The sequence below is a fragment of the Streptomyces sp. NPDC041135 genome (assembly GCF_055592085.1).
Map to the genome: position 1 here is coordinate 372,955 of NZ_JBVIYZ010000007.1, position 19,258 is coordinate 392,212.

19 protein-coding genes are annotated in these 19,258 nt (G+C 75.2%); 12 read left to right on the forward strand and 7 right to left on the reverse strand.

Annotation, left to right across the window (positions count from 1 at the left end; translation table 11 throughout):
• Positions 1-8 precede the first annotated feature (8 nt).
• Entirely contained in the window at positions 9-602 is a 594-nt protein-coding gene (locus ACZ6CZ_RS19595; protein ID WP_469022488.1) for a TetR/AcrR family transcriptional regulator, read from the forward strand.
• Positions 603-636: 34 nt separating this feature from the next.
• Entirely contained in the window at positions 637-1,857 is a 1,221-nt protein-coding gene (locus ACZ6CZ_RS19600) for an SGNH/GDSL hydrolase family protein (RefSeq protein ID WP_469022490.1), read from the forward strand.
• A gap of 54 nt (positions 1,858-1,911) precedes the next feature.
• Here the strand turns inward: ACZ6CZ_RS19600 and ACZ6CZ_RS19605 are convergent, their stop codons facing one another.
• Positions 1,912-2,631, reverse strand: coding sequence for a class F sortase (locus ACZ6CZ_RS19605; RefSeq protein WP_469022492.1), 720 nt, complete (start codon positions 2,629-2,631; stop codon positions 1,912-1,914).
• A gap of 159 nt (positions 2,632-2,790) precedes the next feature.
• Entirely contained in the window at positions 2,791-3,339 is a 549-nt protein-coding gene (locus ACZ6CZ_RS19610; RefSeq protein ID WP_469022494.1) for a hypothetical protein, read from the reverse strand.
• 449 nt (positions 3,340-3,788) lie between these two features.
• Between ACZ6CZ_RS19610 and ACZ6CZ_RS19615 the strand changes: the two genes are divergently transcribed.
• From ACZ6CZ_RS19615 to ACZ6CZ_RS19625, 3 genes are all read left to right on the forward strand, one after another.
• Positions 3,789-4,631, forward strand: a complete 843-nt coding sequence (locus ACZ6CZ_RS19615; RefSeq protein WP_469022626.1) for an SCO6745 family protein — start codon at positions 3,789-3,791, stop codon at positions 4,629-4,631.
• 151 nt (positions 4,632-4,782) lie between these two features.
• Entirely contained in the window at positions 4,783-5,262 is a 480-nt protein-coding gene (locus tag ACZ6CZ_RS19620) for a hypothetical protein (RefSeq protein ID WP_469022497.1), read from the forward strand.
• A gap of 26 nt (positions 5,263-5,288) precedes the next feature.
• A complete protein-coding gene (locus tag ACZ6CZ_RS19625) occupies positions 5,289-6,152 on the forward strand; it encodes a fructosamine kinase family protein (RefSeq protein ID WP_469022499.1) in 864 nt (287 codons plus the stop codon).
• Between the two features lie 64 nt (positions 6,153-6,216).
• Here the strand turns inward: ACZ6CZ_RS19625 and tap are convergent, their stop codons facing one another.
• Entirely contained in the window at positions 6,217-8,469 is a 2,253-nt protein-coding gene (gene tap / locus ACZ6CZ_RS19630) for a telomere-associated protein Tap (protein WP_469022503.1), read from the reverse strand.
• A 16-nt stretch (positions 8,470-8,485) separates the two neighbouring features.
• Positions 8,486-8,872, reverse strand: coding sequence for a hypothetical protein (locus ACZ6CZ_RS19635; protein ID WP_469022506.1), 387 nt, complete (start codon positions 8,870-8,872; stop codon positions 8,486-8,488).
• A 171-nt stretch (positions 8,873-9,043) separates the two neighbouring features.
• Here ACZ6CZ_RS19635 and tgmA point away from each other — a divergent pair, with 171 nt between their 5' ends.
• The 3 genes from tgmA to ACZ6CZ_RS19650 are packed head-to-tail and all read left to right on the forward strand — an operon-like array spanning position 9,044 to position 11,166.
• On the forward strand, positions 9,044-9,235 hold the full coding sequence (gene tgmA, locus ACZ6CZ_RS19640) for a putative ATP-grasp-modified RiPP (RefSeq protein ID WP_469022509.1): 192 nt from the start codon (positions 9,044-9,046) through the stop codon (positions 9,233-9,235).
• A 13-nt stretch (positions 9,236-9,248) separates the two neighbouring features.
• The gene (gene tgmB, locus ACZ6CZ_RS19645) at positions 9,249-10,235 is read left to right on the forward strand and encodes an ATP-grasp ribosomal peptide maturase (protein WP_469022511.1); all 987 of its coding nucleotides are present in this window, start codon (positions 9,249-9,251) and stop codon (positions 10,233-10,235) included.
• A gap of 43 nt (positions 10,236-10,278) precedes the next feature.
• A complete protein-coding gene (locus tag ACZ6CZ_RS19650) occupies positions 10,279-11,166 on the forward strand; it encodes a Gfo/Idh/MocA family protein (protein ID WP_469022515.1) in 888 nt (295 codons plus the stop codon).
• A 6-nt stretch (positions 11,167-11,172) separates the two neighbouring features.
• Here ACZ6CZ_RS19650 and ACZ6CZ_RS19655 read toward each other — a convergent pair whose 3' ends face one another.
• On the reverse strand, positions 11,173-12,096 hold the full coding sequence (locus ACZ6CZ_RS19655; RefSeq protein WP_469022518.1) for a GNAT family N-acetyltransferase: 924 nt from the start codon (positions 12,094-12,096) through the stop codon (positions 11,173-11,175).
• Positions 12,097-12,397: 301 nt separating this feature from the next.
• Between ACZ6CZ_RS19655 and ACZ6CZ_RS19660 the strand changes: the two genes are divergently transcribed.
• Positions 12,398-13,501, forward strand: coding sequence for a PP2C family protein-serine/threonine phosphatase (locus ACZ6CZ_RS19660; RefSeq protein ID WP_469022522.1), 1,104 nt, complete (start codon positions 12,398-12,400; stop codon positions 13,499-13,501).
• 56 nt (positions 13,502-13,557) lie between these two features.
• Here ACZ6CZ_RS19660 and ACZ6CZ_RS19665 read toward each other — a convergent pair whose 3' ends face one another.
• Positions 13,558-13,998 carry an Lrp/AsnC family transcriptional regulator gene (locus ACZ6CZ_RS19665; RefSeq protein WP_469022524.1) on the reverse strand — a complete coding sequence of 147 codons (441 nt, stop codon included), beginning with the start codon at positions 13,996-13,998 and terminating at the stop codon, positions 13,558-13,560.
• Positions 13,999-14,089: 91 nt separating this feature from the next.
• Complete coding sequence (locus ACZ6CZ_RS19670; RefSeq protein ID WP_469022527.1) at positions 14,090-15,439, reverse strand: transaminase; 1,350 nt, start codon at positions 15,437-15,439, stop codon at positions 14,090-14,092.
• A gap of 294 nt (positions 15,440-15,733) precedes the next feature.
• Here ACZ6CZ_RS19670 and ACZ6CZ_RS19675 point away from each other — a divergent pair, with 294 nt between their 5' ends.
• The 3 genes from ACZ6CZ_RS19675 (at position 15,734) to ACZ6CZ_RS19685 (ending at position 19,254) form a co-directional block, all read left to right on the forward strand.
• Positions 15,734-16,984 carry a serine hydrolase domain-containing protein gene (locus ACZ6CZ_RS19675; protein ID WP_469022529.1) on the forward strand — a complete coding sequence of 417 codons (1,251 nt, stop codon included), beginning with the start codon at positions 15,734-15,736 and terminating at the stop codon, positions 16,982-16,984.
• Between the two features lie 773 nt (positions 16,985-17,757).
• On the forward strand, positions 17,758-18,378 hold the full coding sequence (locus tag ACZ6CZ_RS19680; protein WP_469022532.1) for an L-threonylcarbamoyladenylate synthase: 621 nt from the start codon (positions 17,758-17,760) through the stop codon (positions 18,376-18,378).
• A 120-nt stretch (positions 18,379-18,498) separates the two neighbouring features.
• Positions 18,499-19,254 carry a dienelactone hydrolase family protein gene (locus tag ACZ6CZ_RS19685; RefSeq protein WP_469022534.1) on the forward strand — a complete coding sequence of 252 codons (756 nt, stop codon included), beginning with the start codon at positions 18,499-18,501 and terminating at the stop codon, positions 19,252-19,254.
• The last annotated feature ends 4 nt before the right edge of the window (positions 19,255-19,258 follow it).

A 19,258-nucleotide genomic window follows, 5' to 3' on the forward strand; every position in this document is an offset into this window, starting at 1 on the left:
GACACGGGGTGGCGCGTGCGGGACTGACCACGGACCGCCTGGTCCGGGCGGGCGCGGAACTCGCCGACGAGAGCGGGTTCGCGCGGGTGACGCTCTCCGCGCTCGCCAGGCGCTTCGACGTCAAGGTCGCGAGTCTCTACTCGCACCTGAGCAACTCCCACGACCTCAGGACCCGGATCGCCCTGCTCGCCCTGGAGGAACTCGCCGACCGGGCCGCCGACGCCCTGGCCGGCCGGGCCGGGAAGGACGCCCTGGTCGCCTTCGCCGACGTCTACCGCGACTACGCCCGCGACCATCCCGGCCGCTACGCGGCGGCCCAGTACCCGCTGGACGCACAGGCAGCGGCCGCCGGCGCGGGCCGGCGGCACGCGCAGATGACGCGGGCGATCCTGCGCGGCTACGACCTCGCGGAACCGGACCAGACCCACGCCGTCCGCATGCTCGGCAGTGTCTTCCACGGGTACGTGAGCCTGGAGGCGGCGGGCGGTTTCAGCCACAGCGCTCCGGACACCCAGGAGTCCTGGTCACGGATCCTGGACGCGCTCGACGCCCTGCTGCGCGACTGGCCCGCCCGGGACAGCGCCGGGCCCGCACGGGCCTGATCCGACCGACCGTTCCTCTCGACAGGCTGGGGCCATGAACACCACCGCCAGGACCACCGGCGAGCACGACCTGATCACCACGCCCATCACCGAGGCCCTCGTACGCGGCGCCCTGGAGCTGGAGCGCACCCGGGACGGCCTGCTGCCGCACCGGCTGCCCGCGCGCGCCCGCGCCCAGTTCTGCGACGAGCAGCTCGCCATGGCGGAGTCCCAGCCCTCCGGCGTACGGCTGGTGCTGCGCACCCGGGCCACGGTCGTGGAACTCGACACCCGGCGTACCAAGCTGGTCTACGTCGGCGCCCCGCCCCGCCCGGACGGGCAGTACGACCTCCTCGTCGACGGCCTGCCGGGCGGGCGGGCGAGCGTCACCGGCGGGACCACGGTGACCGTCGACATGGCCACCGGCGGCACGCGGGAGGAGGCCGGTCCCGCGGGCACCGTCCGCTTCACCGGGCTGCCCGGCCGGGACAAGGACGTGGAGGTCTGGCTGCCGCACACCGAGACCACCGAACTGCTCGCGCTGCGCGCCGACGCCCCGGTCCGGCCGGTGCCGGACCGCGGCCGCCGGGTGTGGCTGCACCACGGCAGCTCGATCAGCCACGGCCCCGACACCGCGGGCCCGACCGGCATATGGCCCGTGCGCGCCGCCCTGCTCGCCGGTGTGGAGCCGGTCAACCTGGGGCTGGGCGGCTGCGCGCTGCTCGACCCGTTCACCGCCCGCGCGATGCGCGACACACCCGCCGACCTGATCAGTGTGAAGATCGGCATCAACCTGGTGAACGCCGACGCCATGCGGCTGCGCGCGTTCACCCCCGCCGTGCACGGCTTCCTCGACACGCTCAGGGAGGGCCACCCCGACGCGCCGCTGCTGGTGGTCTCGCCCGTGCTGTGCCCGATGCACGAGGACACCCCGGGCCCCAGCGCGCCCGACCTGTCCGACCTCGGCAGCGGGCGGCTGCGGTTCCGGGCCATGGGCGATCCGGCGGAGCGCGCGAGCGGGAAGCTGACGCTGGGCGTCATCCGGGAGGAGCTGACCCGGATCGTCCGGCAGCGGTCCGCCGACGACCCGCACCTGCACTACCTGGACGGCCGCGAGCTGTACGGCGAGGCGGACTGCGCCGAGCTGCCGCTGCCCGACCAGCTCCACCCGGACGCCGCCGCCCACCGCCGCATGGGCGAACGCTTCGCCGAACGGGTCTTCGGCCCCGGCGGCCCGTTCGCCGACGACCGCCCCTTCGCCGCCGACCGCCCCTGAGGCGGGGCGGCCGTCGCGGGCGGTCGGTCAGGGCGGTCAGGGCGGTCAGGGTGGTCAGGAAAGGTCCTCGTCCTGTTCGCCGTCGGGCAGGAGGTGGGCGAAGACGACGAGGTTGTCCGTGTAGTCCTTGACGGAGTGGTCGTAGTCGCCGGCGCAGGTGATCAGGCGCACCTCGGGCCGGTCCGCGTCGGCGTACACGCGCTCGCTGGGGAAGTCGTCCTTGGCGAAGGTCTCGGCGCTGTCGACGACGAACTCGGCCGCGCGCCCGTCGGCCCGCCTGACCGTGAAGCGGTCGCCGCGCTCCAGCTCGCCGAGCCGGACGAAGACGGCCGCCGAGGCCACCGTGTCGACGTGCCCGGCGATGATCGCGGTGCCGGTCTCGCCGGGCGCGGCGCCGTCGGCGTACCAGCCGACGAGGTTGGTGTCCGCGGCCGGCGGCGGTTGCAGCTGCCCCGACGCGTTGAGGGTGAGGTCGGTGAACGGGGCGTCCACGGCGATCTTCGGGATGAGCAGGCGGGTCGGCGCCGAGCGCGGCAGCGCGCTGCCCGGCTGCTCGGGGACGGCCGGCCGGTCCGGGACGGCGGGAACGGCGGCGGACGTCGCGCCGGACGGGGAGGCACCGGCGGCGCCGGGCGCCTGGCCGTGTCCGCCGAGGACACCGAAGGCCAGGACGAGGATGCCCACCGCCCACAGCGTCAGCCGCCCGCCGCCGCGGGGGTCTTGCTCGTCCGGCGCGGGTTCGGCAGGGTTCGGGGAGGACGGATCAGCTGCCATCGGACACCACCTCACTCGGGCACGGCAGCACGGGGTCGGAGCACGGGGCACGGGCCGCGGCGGGGTACGGCGGCCGGGGGCACCCCGGGGTGACGGGGGCGCGGGCCGCCGGCACCCGGTGCCGGCGGCGGCCGCGGTCCGTGGAGTGCCGGGAACCGGTCAGGCGGCCGATCCGGTGCCCCTCTTGCGGCGCAGCGCGTACGCGCCCGCGGCGCCCACCCCGAGCACGGCGAGTCCCCCGGTGGTCACGCCGGGCGCGGCCAGGGCGCCGCCACCGGTGTGCATGCCGCCGCGCGGCTTCTCGTGCTCGTCGCCGCCCCAGTCGCCCTTCTCCCCACCGCCGCCGTCGTGGCCCCCGCCGGACTCCTCCTTGCTGTAACCACCGCTCTTCTCGTGCTCCTTGCCGCCCTTGTCCTTGTCCTTGTCCTTGTAGGTCTCGGGGTCGAAGCGGCTGTCGTCGGAGTCCCAGTCGCCGCCGCGGACCGTGGCGAGCGCTCCGCCACCCGTGTGCATGCCGCCGCGCGGACCGTCGTGGCTGTCCTCGTCGTCGTCTTCCTTGCTGTAGGACTTGTCGTGCTCCTTGCTGTACCCGGAGCCGTCGTGACCTCCGTCGCCCCCGGCGGGAACGGCGGCGTGGGCGCCGGGAGCCGTGACGGCGAGCGCGGCGGTCGCGGCCGCCGCGGCGAGAATCAGGCGGGCAGAACGCATGTCGATGTCCTTCCGGCGTGACCGGGCAGCGACACTGCATCAGCTGGTGAGACCCGGTCCCGACATGAACCACCGTCAGGGAGGTCGGCGCCGCGCACCATCCGGGCCGCCCGCCCGGGTTAGCGGCCCACCCGGGCGGTCCAACGGCACACCGGCCCCGCCGCGGCCTCGGGACCCGGCGCCGGGAGTCAACCTCCCGCTCGTGAAGACCAGTTGGCGCCGCCTTCGCGCGACACGCCGAGCCGTCCCTCCGCTGCGGCGCGCACTCCCCCGTACGGACCACGGCGTCCGCCACCCCGGAGGCCGCATGCGTCCCGCGCGGCGTTCCGGGCCGGGGTCCCCGTCGTCCACCGGGGGTTGTTATGACAGCTGTCATGACGCAGTCTGGTCCCGCGAACGCGGTCCGGCGGCGGTGGGAGGAAGCGGTGGGGTACGTGGTGTCACGGGGGATGTGGGAGCGGTTCGAGCCGGTGCACGAACTGGTCTACTTCGCGCCGGAGGCGCGCCGGGCGGCGGACGGTCTCGGGCTGCGGGGCTACTGGATGGGCTACTTCGCCCTGCGCGCCGCCCCGCTGGGCGCGGTGCCGCCGGCCGTGGTGACGAGCTGCTTCTACGTCTTCCACCGCGACCGCGTCGCCCGGGCGCTGCCGGACGCCTGGGCCTGTGCCGGACCGGCGGACGCGGTCGCGGCGCGCGAGCGGGCGATGGACGCGGCGATGACCCGGATGTTCGGCGCGGACGCGGTGGCCTCCCCGGAGCTGGCGGAGGCGGCGGACCTCGCCTGGGCGGCGGCCGCCGCCGCGGACACGGCGGGCCGGCCGCTGGCCGCCGCCAACCAGGCCCTCGACCGCCCCGACCGGCCGCACGTGCGGCTCTGGCAGGCGCTGACCACGCTGCGCGAGCACCGCGGTGACGGTCATGTCGCGGTGCTGGTCGGCGAGGGGCTGGGGCCGGTCGAGGCGATGGTGCTCAAGGCCGCCGCCGGGGAGTCGGACGGGGTGTTCCTGCGGGAGACCCGCAAGTGGGAGCCGGCGGACTGGGCCGCCGCGGAGGACGGGCTGCGCGAGCGGGGCTGGCTCGACGCGGACGGGGCGCTGACCCCGGCCGGGACGGCCGGCCGGGCGGTCGTCGAGGCGCGCACCGACGCGGCGGCCGAACAGCCGTGGACCGCCCTCGGCGCCGACGGCACCGCCCGCCTCGCCGCCCTCCTCCAGCCGCTCACCGCCACCGTCCTCGGGTCGGGACTGCTGCCGCCCGCCAACCCGGCGGGGCTCACGGTCACCGGCGGGTGACCTCGGGTACACCGCGCGTGTTGGCTGAAAACAGCCGTAGCAATCGTCCAAGTGCCCTACGTTCGGGGAGATTTCCGGGTGCCCCGCGCACCTCGGCGATGGCACAGTCCGGTCAGGGTCCGCCCGGACCCCAGGGGGAAGGTTCTTCACCGTGAACAACCGCATGCGTACGACCGCCGTGGTCCTGGCCTCGGCCGGGATCGTCACGGCCGCCCAGCTCGGCTCCGCCGCCGCCGCGTCGGCGGCCACGACGGCGCCGGCCACCTCCGGCTGCCCCGTCGACCTCGTCTACCCGAGCAGCTTCTACGTCGACTCGCACGGCTGGGTCACCAACGGCGGGCTGTACTTCGGGCTCAAGAACAAGAGCACCACCAAGAGCTTCAAGAAGGTCACCTTCACCGTCACGAACGTCAAGAACATCCGGTTCGGGACGGCCAAGGCGAAGGGCGGCAAGGTCACCCACAGCACGTCGAAGACCGTGTCCGTGTACACCGCCACCCTGAAGAAGAAGGCGAGCCTCGGGGTGCGGGTGCGCACGCACCTGCTCAACACCCACTCCTACAAGGTGAAGTTCACCCTCAAGGGGACGGGCTGGAACTGCGCCCCGAACCAGGGCACCTGGGGCGCCTGACCCGCGACGGCCCTACCCTGGTCGCCGTGGACGACAGCGGCGGGACACCGGGGCAGGCGGCCGCCCGGCTCACCGGACGCCCGGTCACCGTTGAGCCGGCGGCCACCGGGACACCGGTCGCCGTCACCCTCGCGGACGGCACGGCGGTCATGGTCAAGCGCGGCGACGCCCCCGGGGCCGTCGCGGCCGAGGTGGCGGGCCTGCGCTGGCTGGCCGGGGCAGGGGCGGTCGCCGTACCGGACGTACTCGGGCACGACGGGCGGTGGCTGGTGACCGAGCGGGTGGCGACCGGGGCGCCGACGGCCGCGGCCGCGCTGCGTTTCGGCCACGAACTGGCCGCCCTGCACCGCGCCGGGGCGCCCGCGTTCGGGGCGCCCCCGCCCGGCGGACCCGAGGACGCCTTCATCGGCCGCGCCCCGATGCGCAACGTGCCGGGGACCGACTGGCCGGGCTGGTACGCCGAGCACCGCGTCCTGCCGTACCTGCGCGGCGCGGTGGACCGCGGGGTCCTGCGCCCGGCGGAGGCCGCCCCCGTCGAGCGGGTCTGCGCCCGGCTGCCGCTGCTGGCGGGCCCCGCGGAACCGCCCGCCCGGCTGCACGGCGACCTGTGGAACGGCAACGTCCTGTGGGGCGCCGACGGCCGGGTACGGCTCATCGACCCGGCCGCGCACGGCGGCCACCGGGAGACCGACCTGGCGATGCTCATGCTGTTCGGCTGCCCGCACCTGGAGCGGGTGCTGGCCGGGTACCAGGAGGCGGCGCCGCTCGCCGACGGCTGGGCGGACCGGGTGGGCGTGCACCAGCTGTTCCCGCTGCTGGTGCACGCCGTGCTGTTCGGGCGCGGCTACGCCGAGCAGGCCCTCGCGGTGGCCCGGCGGGCGGCGGCCTGATCCGGCCGCCGCTCACGGCACCCCCGGTCCCCCGGGTCCCTCCGGCTCCCTCGGTCCAGCCCGTTCACTCGCCGTCGTCGGGTGTGGCGATCCGGCCCGACTTGATGTAGCGGGCCAGGTTGAGGTGGTCGCCGTGCTCCTCGCGCAGCCCCTCCGCCCACAGGACGCTCTGGGTGCCCTCGTGCTTGACCATGCCGGGACTCACCCCGAGGCGGAAACCGCCGGGCAGCGGCTTGCCGTCGCGGTAGGGCAGGAAGTCCAGCGGGCCGGGGCCGTCGGAGGCGTACACGGCGCAGTCCGACAGCACGGCGACCGGGAAGCGGCCGGTGGCCCGGGCCATGGTGAGCATCTTGCGGTGCATGTTCACCCGGGCCTTGGAGATGACGGCGGCCCGGATGTCGGGACGCCAGGTGGGCCGTTCGAGGGCGGGCCAGCGCTCCCCCGGGCGCCAGCCGCTGCGGGCGCGCTCGCGCAGCTTGCCGATGCCGCCCTTGACCGTGGCCTTCACGGCGGCCAGCACCAGGGCGAGTTCCGGGTCCCGGTCCCGGTGGGCGTCCATCGCGACCAGGAACTCCTCGGGCGGCATCCCGGCGCTCACCCCCAGGTCGGCCATGGTCGCGATGTAGGCGTCCCGCAGCCGGGTGTACCAGGCGTCCAGGTAGGCGCCGTGCTCCGGCCGCACGTACGCCTCCAGCGGGGCGACCTCGTAGCCGAGTTCCAGCGCGTACGCCACCGTCGGCGTCGCGTACCAGGCGGGGCCCTCGGGCGGCTCGCCGTCGGGGGTGAAGGGGCTGGGCAGGCGCGGGTCCAGCCGGACGTGGGAGAGGTCGACCAGCCAGGACCCGGGCAGCGCCGGGTCGAAGGCCGGGTTGTGCGCGTGCACCGGGGCGCCGAGCCCGACCACCGTGCGGTTGGCGGCCGCGGCGAACGCCATGTTCACGTCGATGCCGACGAGGTGGGGGCGCATGCACTCCTCGTCGGTCAGCGGCCGCGCCCAGTCGTAGGCCTCCTCGCGCAGCACCTCCGCCGGGGTGCGCTGGTGGAAGCGGGGCAGGTGGGCGAGGAGGGGGTGGCCGTCGGGGGCCTCGCAGGGGGCGCAGTCGACCGCCTCGGTCAGCGCACCGGGGTTCGGCGCCGACACCCACTCCCCGCCGGCGCCGCGCACGGCACGGGTCGGCGGGTGCAGGGCGGTCATCAGCTCCAGGCCGGTGACGGCGGTGGAGCCGCGCGGGGTGAGGACGCGGGTGGCGTAGGTGCCGAGGACGCGGGCCAGGGCGGCGGGCGGCAGTGCGGCGGCGTCGCCCCAGTGGCGGGGGTCCAGCGCGTGCCAGGACGGCAGGCACAGCTGCACACAGCTGCGCCGGGCGCCCTGCGCGGGGCGGAAGACGCGCGCCCAGGGGCCGAGCCCGCGCCGGGTGAGGCGCCAGTCGGCCTTCGTCAGCTGCCGGACCGCCTTGTGCGTGTCGTCGAGCCGGCCCGCGAGGCGCTCCTCGTCGGTGAGCCGTGCGGGCAGCCCGTAGCGCTCGCACGCCGACTCGGTCAGGACGACGAGCGGGTCGGCGTCCTTGCCCGCCCGGTGCAGCCGGGCCTGGCCGAGCCGGGCCTCGGTCAGCGCCCACTCCACCAGCGCCGGCAGGGACTTGGCGGGCACGTCCAGCACCAGTCCGCCGACGCAGTAGGCCGTGACCTCCCCGTCGGAGGCGTCCACCACGGCGAGGGGGCCGTGGGCGAATCGGGGGTCGGGCGCCTCGGCGGTCCCGGCCACCGCGCGGGGCTGCGCGGGCGCCGCCCGCCCGGCCACCGGCCGACGGGAGCGCGCGGCCGCCGGGGCGGCGGCGGGAGCGGCGGTGCCAGGCGAGGCGGCAGCGGCCGCCGGGCCTGCGGCGGCGGCCGCCGGAGCGGGGCGGGAGCCGGCGGTGCCGGTCGCCGGGGCGGGTGCGGGAGCGGTGGGCGGTTCCCTGTCGTCGGGTTCGCCGCTCGGGTGCGCGGGCGGGGTCGCCTTCTCGGCCGGGGAAGCGGCGGCCTCGGTGGCGGGCGCCGCGGCCGTGGCGCCGGGCGCCGGGTAACGCGCCGTGAGGCCTTCGAGGAGGCGGCGGTAGGCCTCGAGGCGTTCGCCCTTGGGTTCGGAGCGGCCCGCCTCCCAGGCCTGGATGCTGGGCACGCGCACACCGAGTGCCTGGGCCACCGCGGCCCGGGTCAGGCCGGCCGCCTCCCGCAGCCGGACGCGTTCCGCGGGCGCGGGCAGCACCGTGCCGCCGTCCACGGCGGCGAGCAGCGAGTCGACCGCCGCGAACAGCTCATCGGGCTGGTCCGTCATTTCCACATCCGTCTTTCTACCGGACACCCTGGCGGATCTCCTCCAGTCGGGTGGTGAGCCGCCGGCGGCGCTGGGAGGCGGCCTGGGAGGAGTTCAGCCCCTGGTGCCGGGCGATCTGCCGCCGGTCCATGCCGCGCCGCCGGGCCTCCATCAGCACCTGGCTCTCCGGCCGGTCCGGTTGGAGGCGCAGTCCGTCCAGGAGGCCGAGCGCGGCGCCGATGCCGTCGGCGGACACCTGCGGCGGGTCCCCGCCGTCCGGTCCGGACCGGCCGGCCGCCGCCGGCCGCCGGCCGAGCAGCGCCGCGTCCTCGGCCGGCCGCCGCGCGGGCGCGCCGTCCGCGGCGGGCACCTCCGCGAGCGCGGACAGCCGCAGCCGGGCCGGGTCGCGGGTGTCATGTGCCATGCGGAAATGCTATCCCGGCGGTCAACGGGAGAACGTTTCGTTGTCCGTCCGGCTTCATCCGCCATCGGGCCCGGTGGGAGGCGCTTTCGTGGCGACGATCACGGAGCGTGAGGAAACCATCCACCCGTTCGATTCGTATAAGGACGTGGAAGCCGAAACAGGGAGACCACCATGCAACCGTTCACGCTCAACTACGCTCGCCCGGCAGTGCAGTTGGACGTCACCCCACCGTACGCGTACGACTCCGGACTGCAGTTGAACGTCCTCGCCGACGGCCGGATCGCGGCGACCGACCACGCGACGCTGAGGGCCCTGGGGACCACGACCTCCACCGCCGGCTCCAAGACGCACTTCGACGACTGATCGCGGCCCCACGATGACCGTGCTCATCCTGACCAGTGAAGAGGACGTGACGGCGGACATGGTGGTCCTCCGGCTGGGCGAGATCGGCGTGCCCGTCGTCCGGTTCGACCCCGCCGACCTCACCAGCGGGGTCGCCCTGTCGGGCGAGTACACGCACGGCGGCTGCCGCGGGCACCTGTCCGTCGGCGGCCGCCTGGTGGGCATGGACGGGCTGCGGTCCGTCTGGGTACGCAGACCCGGCGTCCCGGCCGCCCGCGCCGCCCAGCCGTCCGCCTGGCTGACGGAGGAGTCCTCCCAGGCGCTGTACGGCATGCTCCGCTGCACCGACGCCCGCTGGATGAACGACCCGGACGCCGCCCGCAGGGCCCGGCACAAGCCGTGGCAGCTGCGCCTGGCGCAGCGCAGCGGACTGGCCGTGCCGGCCACCCTGATCACCACGTTCCCGCAGGCCGCGCGGGCGTTCATGGAGCGCTACCCGGACCTGGTGGTCAAGCCCGTCTCCGGCGCGCACCCGCAGGAGCCGCCCCGGGCGGTGCCCACCAGCCGGGTGGCGCCGGACACGGACTTCGCCGCCGTGGCCTTCGGTCCGACCCTGCTGCAGCGCCGGATCGCCAAGCGGGCCGACATCCGGCTGACGGCGGTCGGTGACCGGCTGCTGGCCGCCCGCAAGCCGGCCGACCCCGCCGCCGGACCCGACGACGTGGACGTCCGCTTCGCCCCGTCCGTGTCCCCCTGGCTCCCGGCGGACGTGCCCCAGCGGGTCGCCGAGGCCGTCCACCGCTACCTGCGGGACGCCGGGCTCGCCTATGGTGCGTTCGACTTCGCGGAGGACGCCGACGGGATCTGGTGGTTCCTGGAGTGCAACCAGTCGGGCCAGTTCGGGTTCATCGAGATGGACACGGGACAGCCGATCGCCGGGAGCATCGCCCGGTGGCTGGCGGACGGCACCGGCCCGGCCGGGCAGCCGTACGCCGACGGCCGCCGGGGCACGACGACGTGAGCACATGGCTCCGCTGAGCACAGGACGACGAAGGGAACACGACATGCGCATCGGACTGCTGGGCACGGGCCCGTGGGCGCGGGCGGCGTACGCGCCCGCGCTCGCCGGGCACCCGGAGCTGGAGTTCACCGGCGTGTGGGGCCGACGTCCGCAGGCGGCGGCGGAACTGGCCGAACTCCACGGCGTCCGGACGTACGACACCGAGGACGCCCTCCTCGCCGACGTGGACGCGGTGGCGGTGGCGCTGCCGCCGTCCGTGCAGGCCGGTGTGGCGGTGCGGGCGGCCCGGGCGGGCCGTCACCTGCTGCTGGACAAGCCGCTGGCGCTGGACGTCGCCGAGGGGCGGGCGGTGGTGGAGGCGGCGGAGCGGGCCGGGGTGGCCTCCGTGGTGTTCTTCACCACCCGCTTCCAGCCGGAGCCGCTGGCCTGGATCGAGGAACAGGCCGCGGTGGCGGGCTGGTTCACGGCCCGGGCGCAGTGGCTGGGCGCGGTGTTCACGGGTGACAGTCCGTTCGCGGCGTCGCCCTGGCGGCGGGAGAAGGGCGCGCTGTGGGACGTCGGCCCGCACGCGCTGTCCGTGCTGCTGCCGGTGCTCGGTGACGTGCGCGCGGTGGCGGCGGCCGCCCACGGCCCCGGCGACACCGTCCACCTGGTGCTCGACCACGCCACCGGCGCGTCCAGCACCCTCACCCTGAGCCTTTCGGCCCCGCCCGCGGCGGCCGGGGCCGACGTGGAGCTGCGGGGCGAGGCCGGGGTGAGCGTGCTGCCGCGCAGCGCGGACGGGGCCGTACCCGCCCTCGCGCGGGCCGCCGACGCCCTGCTCGCCGCCGCCCGCACGGGCCGTCCGCACCCCTGCGACGCCGCGTTCGGGCTCCGGGTCACCGAGATCCTGGCCGCGGCCCAGGACCGGCTGGCCGGGAACGCCGGCTGACAGCCGTCAGCCGGCGCTCTGCGCGGTCCCCGGGGCCGGCGCCGCGGTCCAGAAGTTCAGGCGCTCACGCAGGACGGGATAGCCGGCCCGGGCGAAGTGCGCGGCCATCGGGGTGTTGGCCCGGTCGGTGGCGGCGGCGATGAACTCGGCGCCGCGCTCGACGAGGAAGTGGGTGCACTCGGCGAGCAGGTCGTAGGCGTAGCCGTGGCCGCGCTGGTCCGGTACGACGCCGATGAAGCCGACGCAGGGGCCGGACGGGTTGCGCGCGGGGATGTGGATGCCGGCCGTCTCCCCGTCCGGTGTGCGGGCGACCTGCCACCACTCGCGCGGTGACGGGAACCAGCGGAAGACCTCCAGTTCCCGCTGCGCCGCCAGGTCCGTGCCGCCCTCGGCGATGGCGCGCAGCGCGTGGGCGTCCAGGGTGACGGAGTGGATGCGGCGCAGGGCGTCGACGAACACGTCGTCGTCCGGTTCGGCCGCGAAGACCAGGCGTCCGGGCCGCTCGGGCAGGCCGTCGCGCGGGGTCCAGCGGTACACGAAGCGCTCGGCCAGCGGTTCGAAGCCCGCCTTGCCCGCGGCGGTGCGGGCGGTCTCGGCGGCCGACCGCGTCCGCGGGGTGTCCCGCCAGCCGCTGGGCAGGTCGAGTTCCAGTTCCGGCACCTGCCAGGGCGCGGTGCGCAGCAGTTCGGCCGCGGCCTCCTCCTCGCCGTCGGCGGCGTCGAGCCAGTTGACGAGGAGCGGTTCGGTGTCCTCGGGACGGCCCCACCAGGCGGCGCGGGCCACGACGCGGCCCCCGCGCAGGGCGACGCGCTTCCACTCGGGCCGGAAACGGGTCTGCCGGTGCTTCTCGGCGAGGAGCAGCGGGTCGGGCAGGGTGTCGAAGAGATGGGCACTGCTCTCGTCGAGCGTGCGGATGACCACAGCGGTCACGGTTCCTCCGGGATGGGTGCGACGACGCGGCGCTCCCGGTAGGTCAGACGTGACACGCCCGGGTGGCGGGGAGGGAGCGCTGGATGGGAATGAACTGCACGGCACTCGCCTCCTTCCGTCCGGGTCGGGCGTGGAGATCACGGTAAGCGGGACGCGGCGCCGGCGTCCACCGGTTTTGCCGTGACCACGGTTTCGCGCCCACCGGTGCCCGCTCACCGGCCCGCTCCCCCGCTCCCGTGTTCACCGGCTCGGGAGCGGTGCGTGCGGGCGCCGGGTGCCGGGCCCGGCGTAGCGTGGGAGCGTGAGAGCGGTGCGCGGCCGGCCGACGCGGCGGCAGCTGGACGAGCGGGGCTGGCTGCGGGGCGCGCCGCCGCCCGCGTGGGTGCGGGTGCTACCGGTCCTGCTGCTGGCCGGGGTGACGGCGGCGACGCTGATCAGCCCGGACCCGCTGGACCTCGGCTTCCTGCTGGGCGCCATTCCGCCACTGGCCGTCCTGTCGTACGGGCCGCTGGCGACCGCCGTGCTCGGCGCGCTGGTGATCGTGGTGCTGAACGTGCCGGCCACGCAGCTGGACCGGCCGGGCAACGCGGATCTGACCACCATCGTGTTCGTCGCGCTGCTGAGCGTGTTCGTGGCCTATGTGCGCAGTCACCGGGACGCCCAGCTGGTCATGGAGCGCACGATCGGTGAGGCGGTGCAGCGGGCCGTGCTGCCGCCGCTGCCGGAGCGCGCCGGGTCCGTGCGGTGCACGGGGCTGTACCGGGCCGCCGAGCACGGGACGCTGGTGGGCGGGGACTTCTTCGAGGTGCGCGAGGGGCCGTACGGGGTGCGGGTGGTGATGGGTGACGTGCGCGGTCACGGTCTCGCGGCGGTCGCCACGGTGGTGGCGCTGCTGGGGGCGTTCCGGGAGGCGGTCCTGGACCAGCCGGACCTGGAGGCGGTCGCGGCCCGGATGGACCGCAGGCTCACCGTGGACTCGGCGGGCACCCCGAACGCCGAGCTGTTCGCCACCGCCCTGCTGCTGGAGTTCGACGCGGACGCCCGCACGGTGCGGGTGGTGGCCTGCGGGCACCCGGCTCCGGTGGTGCTGCACGACGGCCGGGCGGGCGAGGCCGAGGTCGCCGCCGCGCCGCCGCTCGGGCTCGGCCTGGTCGGCACCGAGCCGCCGAAGGAGGTCACGCTGGTGCTGGCGCCGGGCGACAGCCTGTTCCTGGCCTCCGACGGGGTCTGGGAGGCACGGGACGCCTCCGGCGCCTTCTATCCGCTGCCCGAACGGCTCGTCGCCCTGTCCGGCCGCGACCCGGCCGGGCTGCCGGAGCTGGTGTGGGAGGACCTGGCCCGGCACCACGAGGTGAACGACGACACCACGATGCTCGTCCTGACGCCCGTCCCGGCGCCCGGCTGAGCTCCGCCGCCGGTGCCGCCGGTCGCGTCGCGGGGTACGGCGGCCCGGGGTCAGGGTCAGCCGACGTCCCACAGGAAGCGGTGGGTGTGGATGCCGAAGTACGGGAAGGGCTGGAGCTGCCGCACGCCCTCGATGGGGCGGACGACGTCGTTGACGAAGTCCAGCAGCTCCTTGGGGCCCGGTGCGACCACCTCGGCGAACAGGTCGAAGCCCCCCGAGGTGAGCACCGAGTAGACCACTTCCGGGCGTTCGGCGAGGGCGTCGGCGACGGTGCGGGGGTCGCCGTCCACGCCGATGCCGAGCAGGGCCATGGCCTGGCCGCCCATGGCCATCGGGTCGGTGACGCCGACCACCTGGACCGCCCGGGAGTCCAGCAGGCGCTGGAGCCGCTGCCGGGCCGCGGAGGCCGACAGCCCCACCTTCGGGCCGAGGTCGGCGTAGGCGATGCGGCCGTCGCTCTGCAGCTCGCGCAGGATGGCCCGGTCGATGTCGTCCACGTCGTTCCCCTTCGTGCCGTTCCCCGCCGTAGCGATGTCCGCCGTGGCGCTTTCCGCCGTCCGTTCCCGGCCGGGTCGCGCGTCCGTCCGCTCAGCCCGTCAGTTCCGCGAGGGCGGCGGCGAACACCTCGGTGTGGGTGTCGACGTCCGCCTCGGTCGTGTCGGGGCACATCAGCGCCATGTTGTGGAACGGGGTCAGCAGGATGCCGCGGTTGGCGAGGTAGAGGTGCAGGAAGTCCTCCAGCTCCGGGTCGGCGGCCGCCGCGGACTCGGTGCCGGTGCGCGGCGCCGGGGAGGCGAAGCGGTACTCGGTGCGGGCGCCGAGGCGGCTGACCGACCAGGGCAGGCCGTGGGCCCCGATGCCCGCCCGGACGCCGGTCTCGAAGCGCTCGGCCAGCTTCGCCATCCGGTCGAACGCCCCGTCGGTGAGGACGTGTTCCAGAGTGGCCCGCATCGCGGCGACCGACAGCGCGTTGCCGGCCAGGGTGCCGCCCACGCCGCCCATGTCGACCAGGTCGAGGTCGGCACGGGACAGCAGCCGGTCGGCCAGCTCCTGGGAGAGCCCGTAGGCGCCGGCCGGGATGCCGCCGCCGATGGCCTTGCCGATGGTCAGCAGGTCCGGTTCCAGGTCCCAGGCGGCGGTGCAGCCGCCGGGGCCGGCGGAGAAGGTGTGGGTCTCGTCGTTGATGAGCAGGGTGCCGTGGCGCCGGGTGAGGGCGCGGACGCCGGCCAGGTAGCCGGGCTCGGGCAGGACGATGCCGATGTTGGTGAGCGCGGGCTCCATCAGGACGGCGGCCACGTCGCCGTGGGCGAGTTCGCGTTCGAGGCCGGCCAGGTCGTTGAACTCGGCGACCCGGCTGGTCAGGGTGACGTCGCAGGGCGCGCCGACGTTGCCGGGGCGGGCCGTGCCGCCGCCGTCCGGGCCGACCACGATCAGGGACTCGTCGACGCTGCCGTGGTACGAGTAGCTGTTGACCAGGATCTTCGGCCGGCCGGTGACGGCCCGGGCCAGCCGGATCGCCCAGCGGTTGGCGTCGGTGGCGGTCAGCGAGAAGCTCCAGCGGGCCGGTCCGAAGCGGCGGGTCAGTTCCTCGCCGACCCACTCGGCGTCCTCGGTCGGCAGCATCGCGGTGGCCCCGCCCAGCTCCTCGAACCGGTGCCGGACCGCCTCGGCCACCACGGCCGGCGAGTGCCCGGCCATCGCCCCGGTGTCGCCGAGGCAGAAGTCGATGTACTCGTGCCCGTCCACGTCGGTGATCCGGGCGCCGCGCGCGGTGGCCAGGTAGCGGGGGAAGGCTCCGGCGGTCTTGTTCATCCAGGTCATCGGCACCCGGCCGAAGAGGTGGTCGGCCCGTGCGTAGGCCGCCCGGGAGCGGGGGTTGCGGCGTTCCGCCTCGGCGCTCTCGCGGGCCAGGAGGGTGTGCAGACGGGTGCGGTCCATGGAGTACCCCGGTGGATGGGTGCGGTGGTGACGGGACGCCGGGACACCCGGATCGCCCGGATCACCCGGGTCTCCGACGCGCCCCGGACGGCGGAACACCCGGAGCTTACGACTGGAAACGCGGCAGGAGCAAGGTGTGACGATCGGATCGTGTGCGATGGCACTCGAATCGGGCGTTCGCTGTGCCGCCGTCGGTCGACAGGCGCCCGGCTCGGCGCCCTCCTATGCTGGGACGTCAGGGCTCCGACGTATCGGCCGCCGCACGGTCGTCACCCACGTGCTTGGAGTCAGCCCATGCCGCATCCGTTCGCACGCCTGCCCGGGGGAGCCGTAGCCGCCGTCGCGGTGGGGGCACTGCTGATGCCCTTCGCCGGTCCGGCCGCGGGCGCCGCGCCGGCCGCGGCACCCGGTACGTCCACCACCGCCGACGCCCCGGCGCCCTCGCCCTCGGACACGGACGTCCGTGCCCTCACCCCGGACGTGCGGCGCCAACTCGACGCCGCCGTGCAGAAGGTGATGCACGAGGCGTCGGTGCCCGGCGTGAGCGTCGGCGTCTGGACCGACCAGGGGCGGTACGTCCGCTCCTTCGGGGTGGCCGACAAGAGCACCGGGCAGAACATGACCTCGGACCTGTACACGCGGATCGGCAGCGAGACCAAGACGTTCACCGTGACGGCGCTGCTGCAACTGGTCGACCAGGGCAAGGCCGGCCTCGACGACCCGATCGGCAGGTACGTCGACGGCGTGCCCAACGGCGACCGGATCACCCTGCGCGAACTGGCCGGGATGCGCAGCGGCCTGTTCAACTACTCCGAGGACCCGGGGTTCTTCAAGGCCCTGACGTCGAACCCGCGGCGCCCCTTCACCCCGCAGGAGTTGCTCGACTACTCCTTCAAGCATCCGGTGCTGTTCCCGCCCGGCCAGAAGTTCTCCTACTGCAACACCAATCTCATCCTGCTCGGGCTGGTCGTCGAGCAGAGGAGCGGTCAGCGGCTCGGGGACTACATACAGCGGCACGTCCTGGACCCGGCCGGTCTGCACCACACGCTGTTTCCCACCGGCGCCGAGTTCCCCGAGCCGCACGCGCAGGGCTACACGGACCAGACCGCCGACGGGAGGGTGCAGAACTCCACCGACTGGAACCCCTCGTGGGGCTGGGCGGCGGGCGCGATGATCTCCCGGCTGGACGACCTGCGGGTGTGGGCGCGTACGGTCGCCACCGGTGAACTGCCCGACGGCAGCCGGATGGTGAACGCCGCCACGCAGCGGCAGCGTCTCACCACCCCGCCGACGGGCATCCCGGGCGCCGGGTACGGTCTCGGCATCTTCGACGTGCAGGGCTGGATCGGGCACAACGGTTCCCTGCCGGGCTACGAGAGCCTGACCATCTACCTGCCGGCGGCCCGGGCGACGGTCGTGGTGGTGCTCAACACCGACATCGACTACGCCGGTCAGGAACCCAGCACCCTCTTCGGGCAGGCCGTCACGCGGATCGTCTCCCCGGGACACGTCTTCGACCTGCCCGCCCAGCCCGCCGCCCACTAGGGTCTGTTGCGACGGCGGACGGGGGCCCGACCGGTCCCCCGTTCCGGTCGCGGCCCCCTGGATGGTGAACGCTCCGCGCGGAGGCGGCCCTTGGGTGTCGCGCCGGTGCGCGTTCCGGGACGCGGAGGGCTCACCGGTGCACAGGTGCGTCCGGTTGGCCCCGGTTCCCCGGGCGCGCTCGGGCTGCGGCGAGGCCGCCGGCCGCCAGGTGGGCCAGGACGACCTCGTACAGATCGCGGCCCGCCGTGCTCGAGGCGGACCACGACCCCGGACGGCGCGGCCGGGCCAGGCGACCACCGTGCGCGTATCGCGCCCGCCGGGACGCAGCCGGCCGGGGAGTTCCTCGGCCCGGACGGCCGGGTGGTTCGCGGCCCGTCGGGCGCGGTCGCATGCTGCTGGGCGGGCGCGGCGGCCTTCGGCCCGTCGTGGTGCGGTCGGCCCGTCGTGGTGCGGGCCCCGGTCCGCTCGGCCGGCCACCTCGCCCCGGTCTACGGCGGTGACGCCACCCGACCGGGGAAACGGCTCCGCCGACGGCCCTCGGGGGGATCGGGCCGTCGGCGGAGACACCTGCTCCGGGGTGGGGGGAGACCCCGGGCGGCTCATCAGGTCGTGTGCCCGGGAAGCGGCGCGGTACACACCGGTCCGCCGGAAAAAGCGGCCGGAGCCGTCCGGCCGCCGGTCGGCGGGGTGTGCAGAGGGTGCGGGGGGCACGGCGCGGGTCCGGGCACCCGCCCCTGCGCGACCGCCGCCCGCGCACGGCTTAAGCTCGGCGGATGGCGAAGTACTTCGACGTGCACCCCGAGAACCCGCAGTCCCGCAGCATCAACCAGGTCGCCGACGCGGTGCGGTCGGGGGCGCTGATCGCATACCCGACCGACTCCTGCTACGCGCTGGGCTGCCAGCTCGGCAGCCGTGACGGCATGGACCGGATCCGCTCGATCCGCCGGCTCGACGACCGGCACCACTTCACCCTGATGTGCCGGGACTTCGCGCAGCTCGGCCAGTTCGTCCACGTCGACAACGACGTGTTCCGCGCCGTGAAGGCGTCGACGCCCGGCAGTTACACCTTCATCCTGCCGGCCACCCGGGAGGTCCCGCGCAAACTGCTGCACCCGAAGAAGAAGACGGTGGGCGTGCGCATCCCCGACCACGTGGTCACCCAGACGCTGCTGGCCGAGCTGGGTGAGCCGCTGCTGTCCAGCACGCTGCTGCTGCCCGACGAGGAGGAGCCGATGACCCAGGGCTGGGAGATCAAGGACCGGCTCGACCACGCGGTGGACGCGGTGGTGGACTCCGGGGACTGCGGCACCGAGCCGACCACGGTCATCGACTTCTCCTCGGGCGAGGCAGAGATCGTCCGGCGCGGGGCGGGGGACACCAGCCGCTTCGAGTGAGCGGGGCCGGCGGGTGCGTCCCGGTGCGGCGGGACGGATCATGCGTGACAGCATGTGCCGTACACGCAGTGCCGGGGCGGTGCCCGCCGTCCCGGCGGGACCCCAGGAGGCACCCCCGCCATGACCGCCGTACAGGGAACAGCCGTGGACATCCCGACCGCCGACGGGACGGCTGACGCCTACCTCGCGCACCCGGACGACGGGCGTCCCCGTCCGGCCGTCCTGCTCTACCAGGACGCCTACGGACTGCGGCCGCACCTGCGGTCGATGGCCGACCGGCTCGCCGCCGCCGGGTACACGGTCCTGGTGCCCAACGTGTTCTACCGGCACGGCCGGGCGCCGGTCGTGGACCTGCCGGAGTTCATCGACCCGGCCGGGGACCCGGCGATCTGGGAGCGGCTCGGTCCCCTGCTGCAGTCGCTGACGCCCGAGCAGAGCGAGCGGGACGCGGACGCGTATCTGGACTGGCTCGCCGGCTCCCCCCTGGCCGCGGACGGGCCGGTGGCGATCACCGGGTACTGCATGGGCGCCCGGCTGGCGCTGCGGACCGCGGGCACGCACCCCGGCCGGGTGGTGGCGGCGGCCGGGTTCCACGGCGGACGGCTGGCCACCGACGCCCCGGACAGCCCGCACCTGATGGCCGACCGGATCACCGCGGAGCTGTACTTCGGGCACGCCGACCCGGACCCGTCGCTGCCGCCGGAGCAGGTCCGGCGGTTCGAGGAGGCGCTCACCGCCGCCGGGGTGCGGCACACGTGCGAGGTGTATACGGGCGCGCACCACGGCTACACCCAGGCGGACACGCCCGCCTACGACCGGGAGGCCGACGAGCGGCACTGGTCGGCCCTGCTCAGCCTGCTGGAGCGGTCCTTCTGACCCC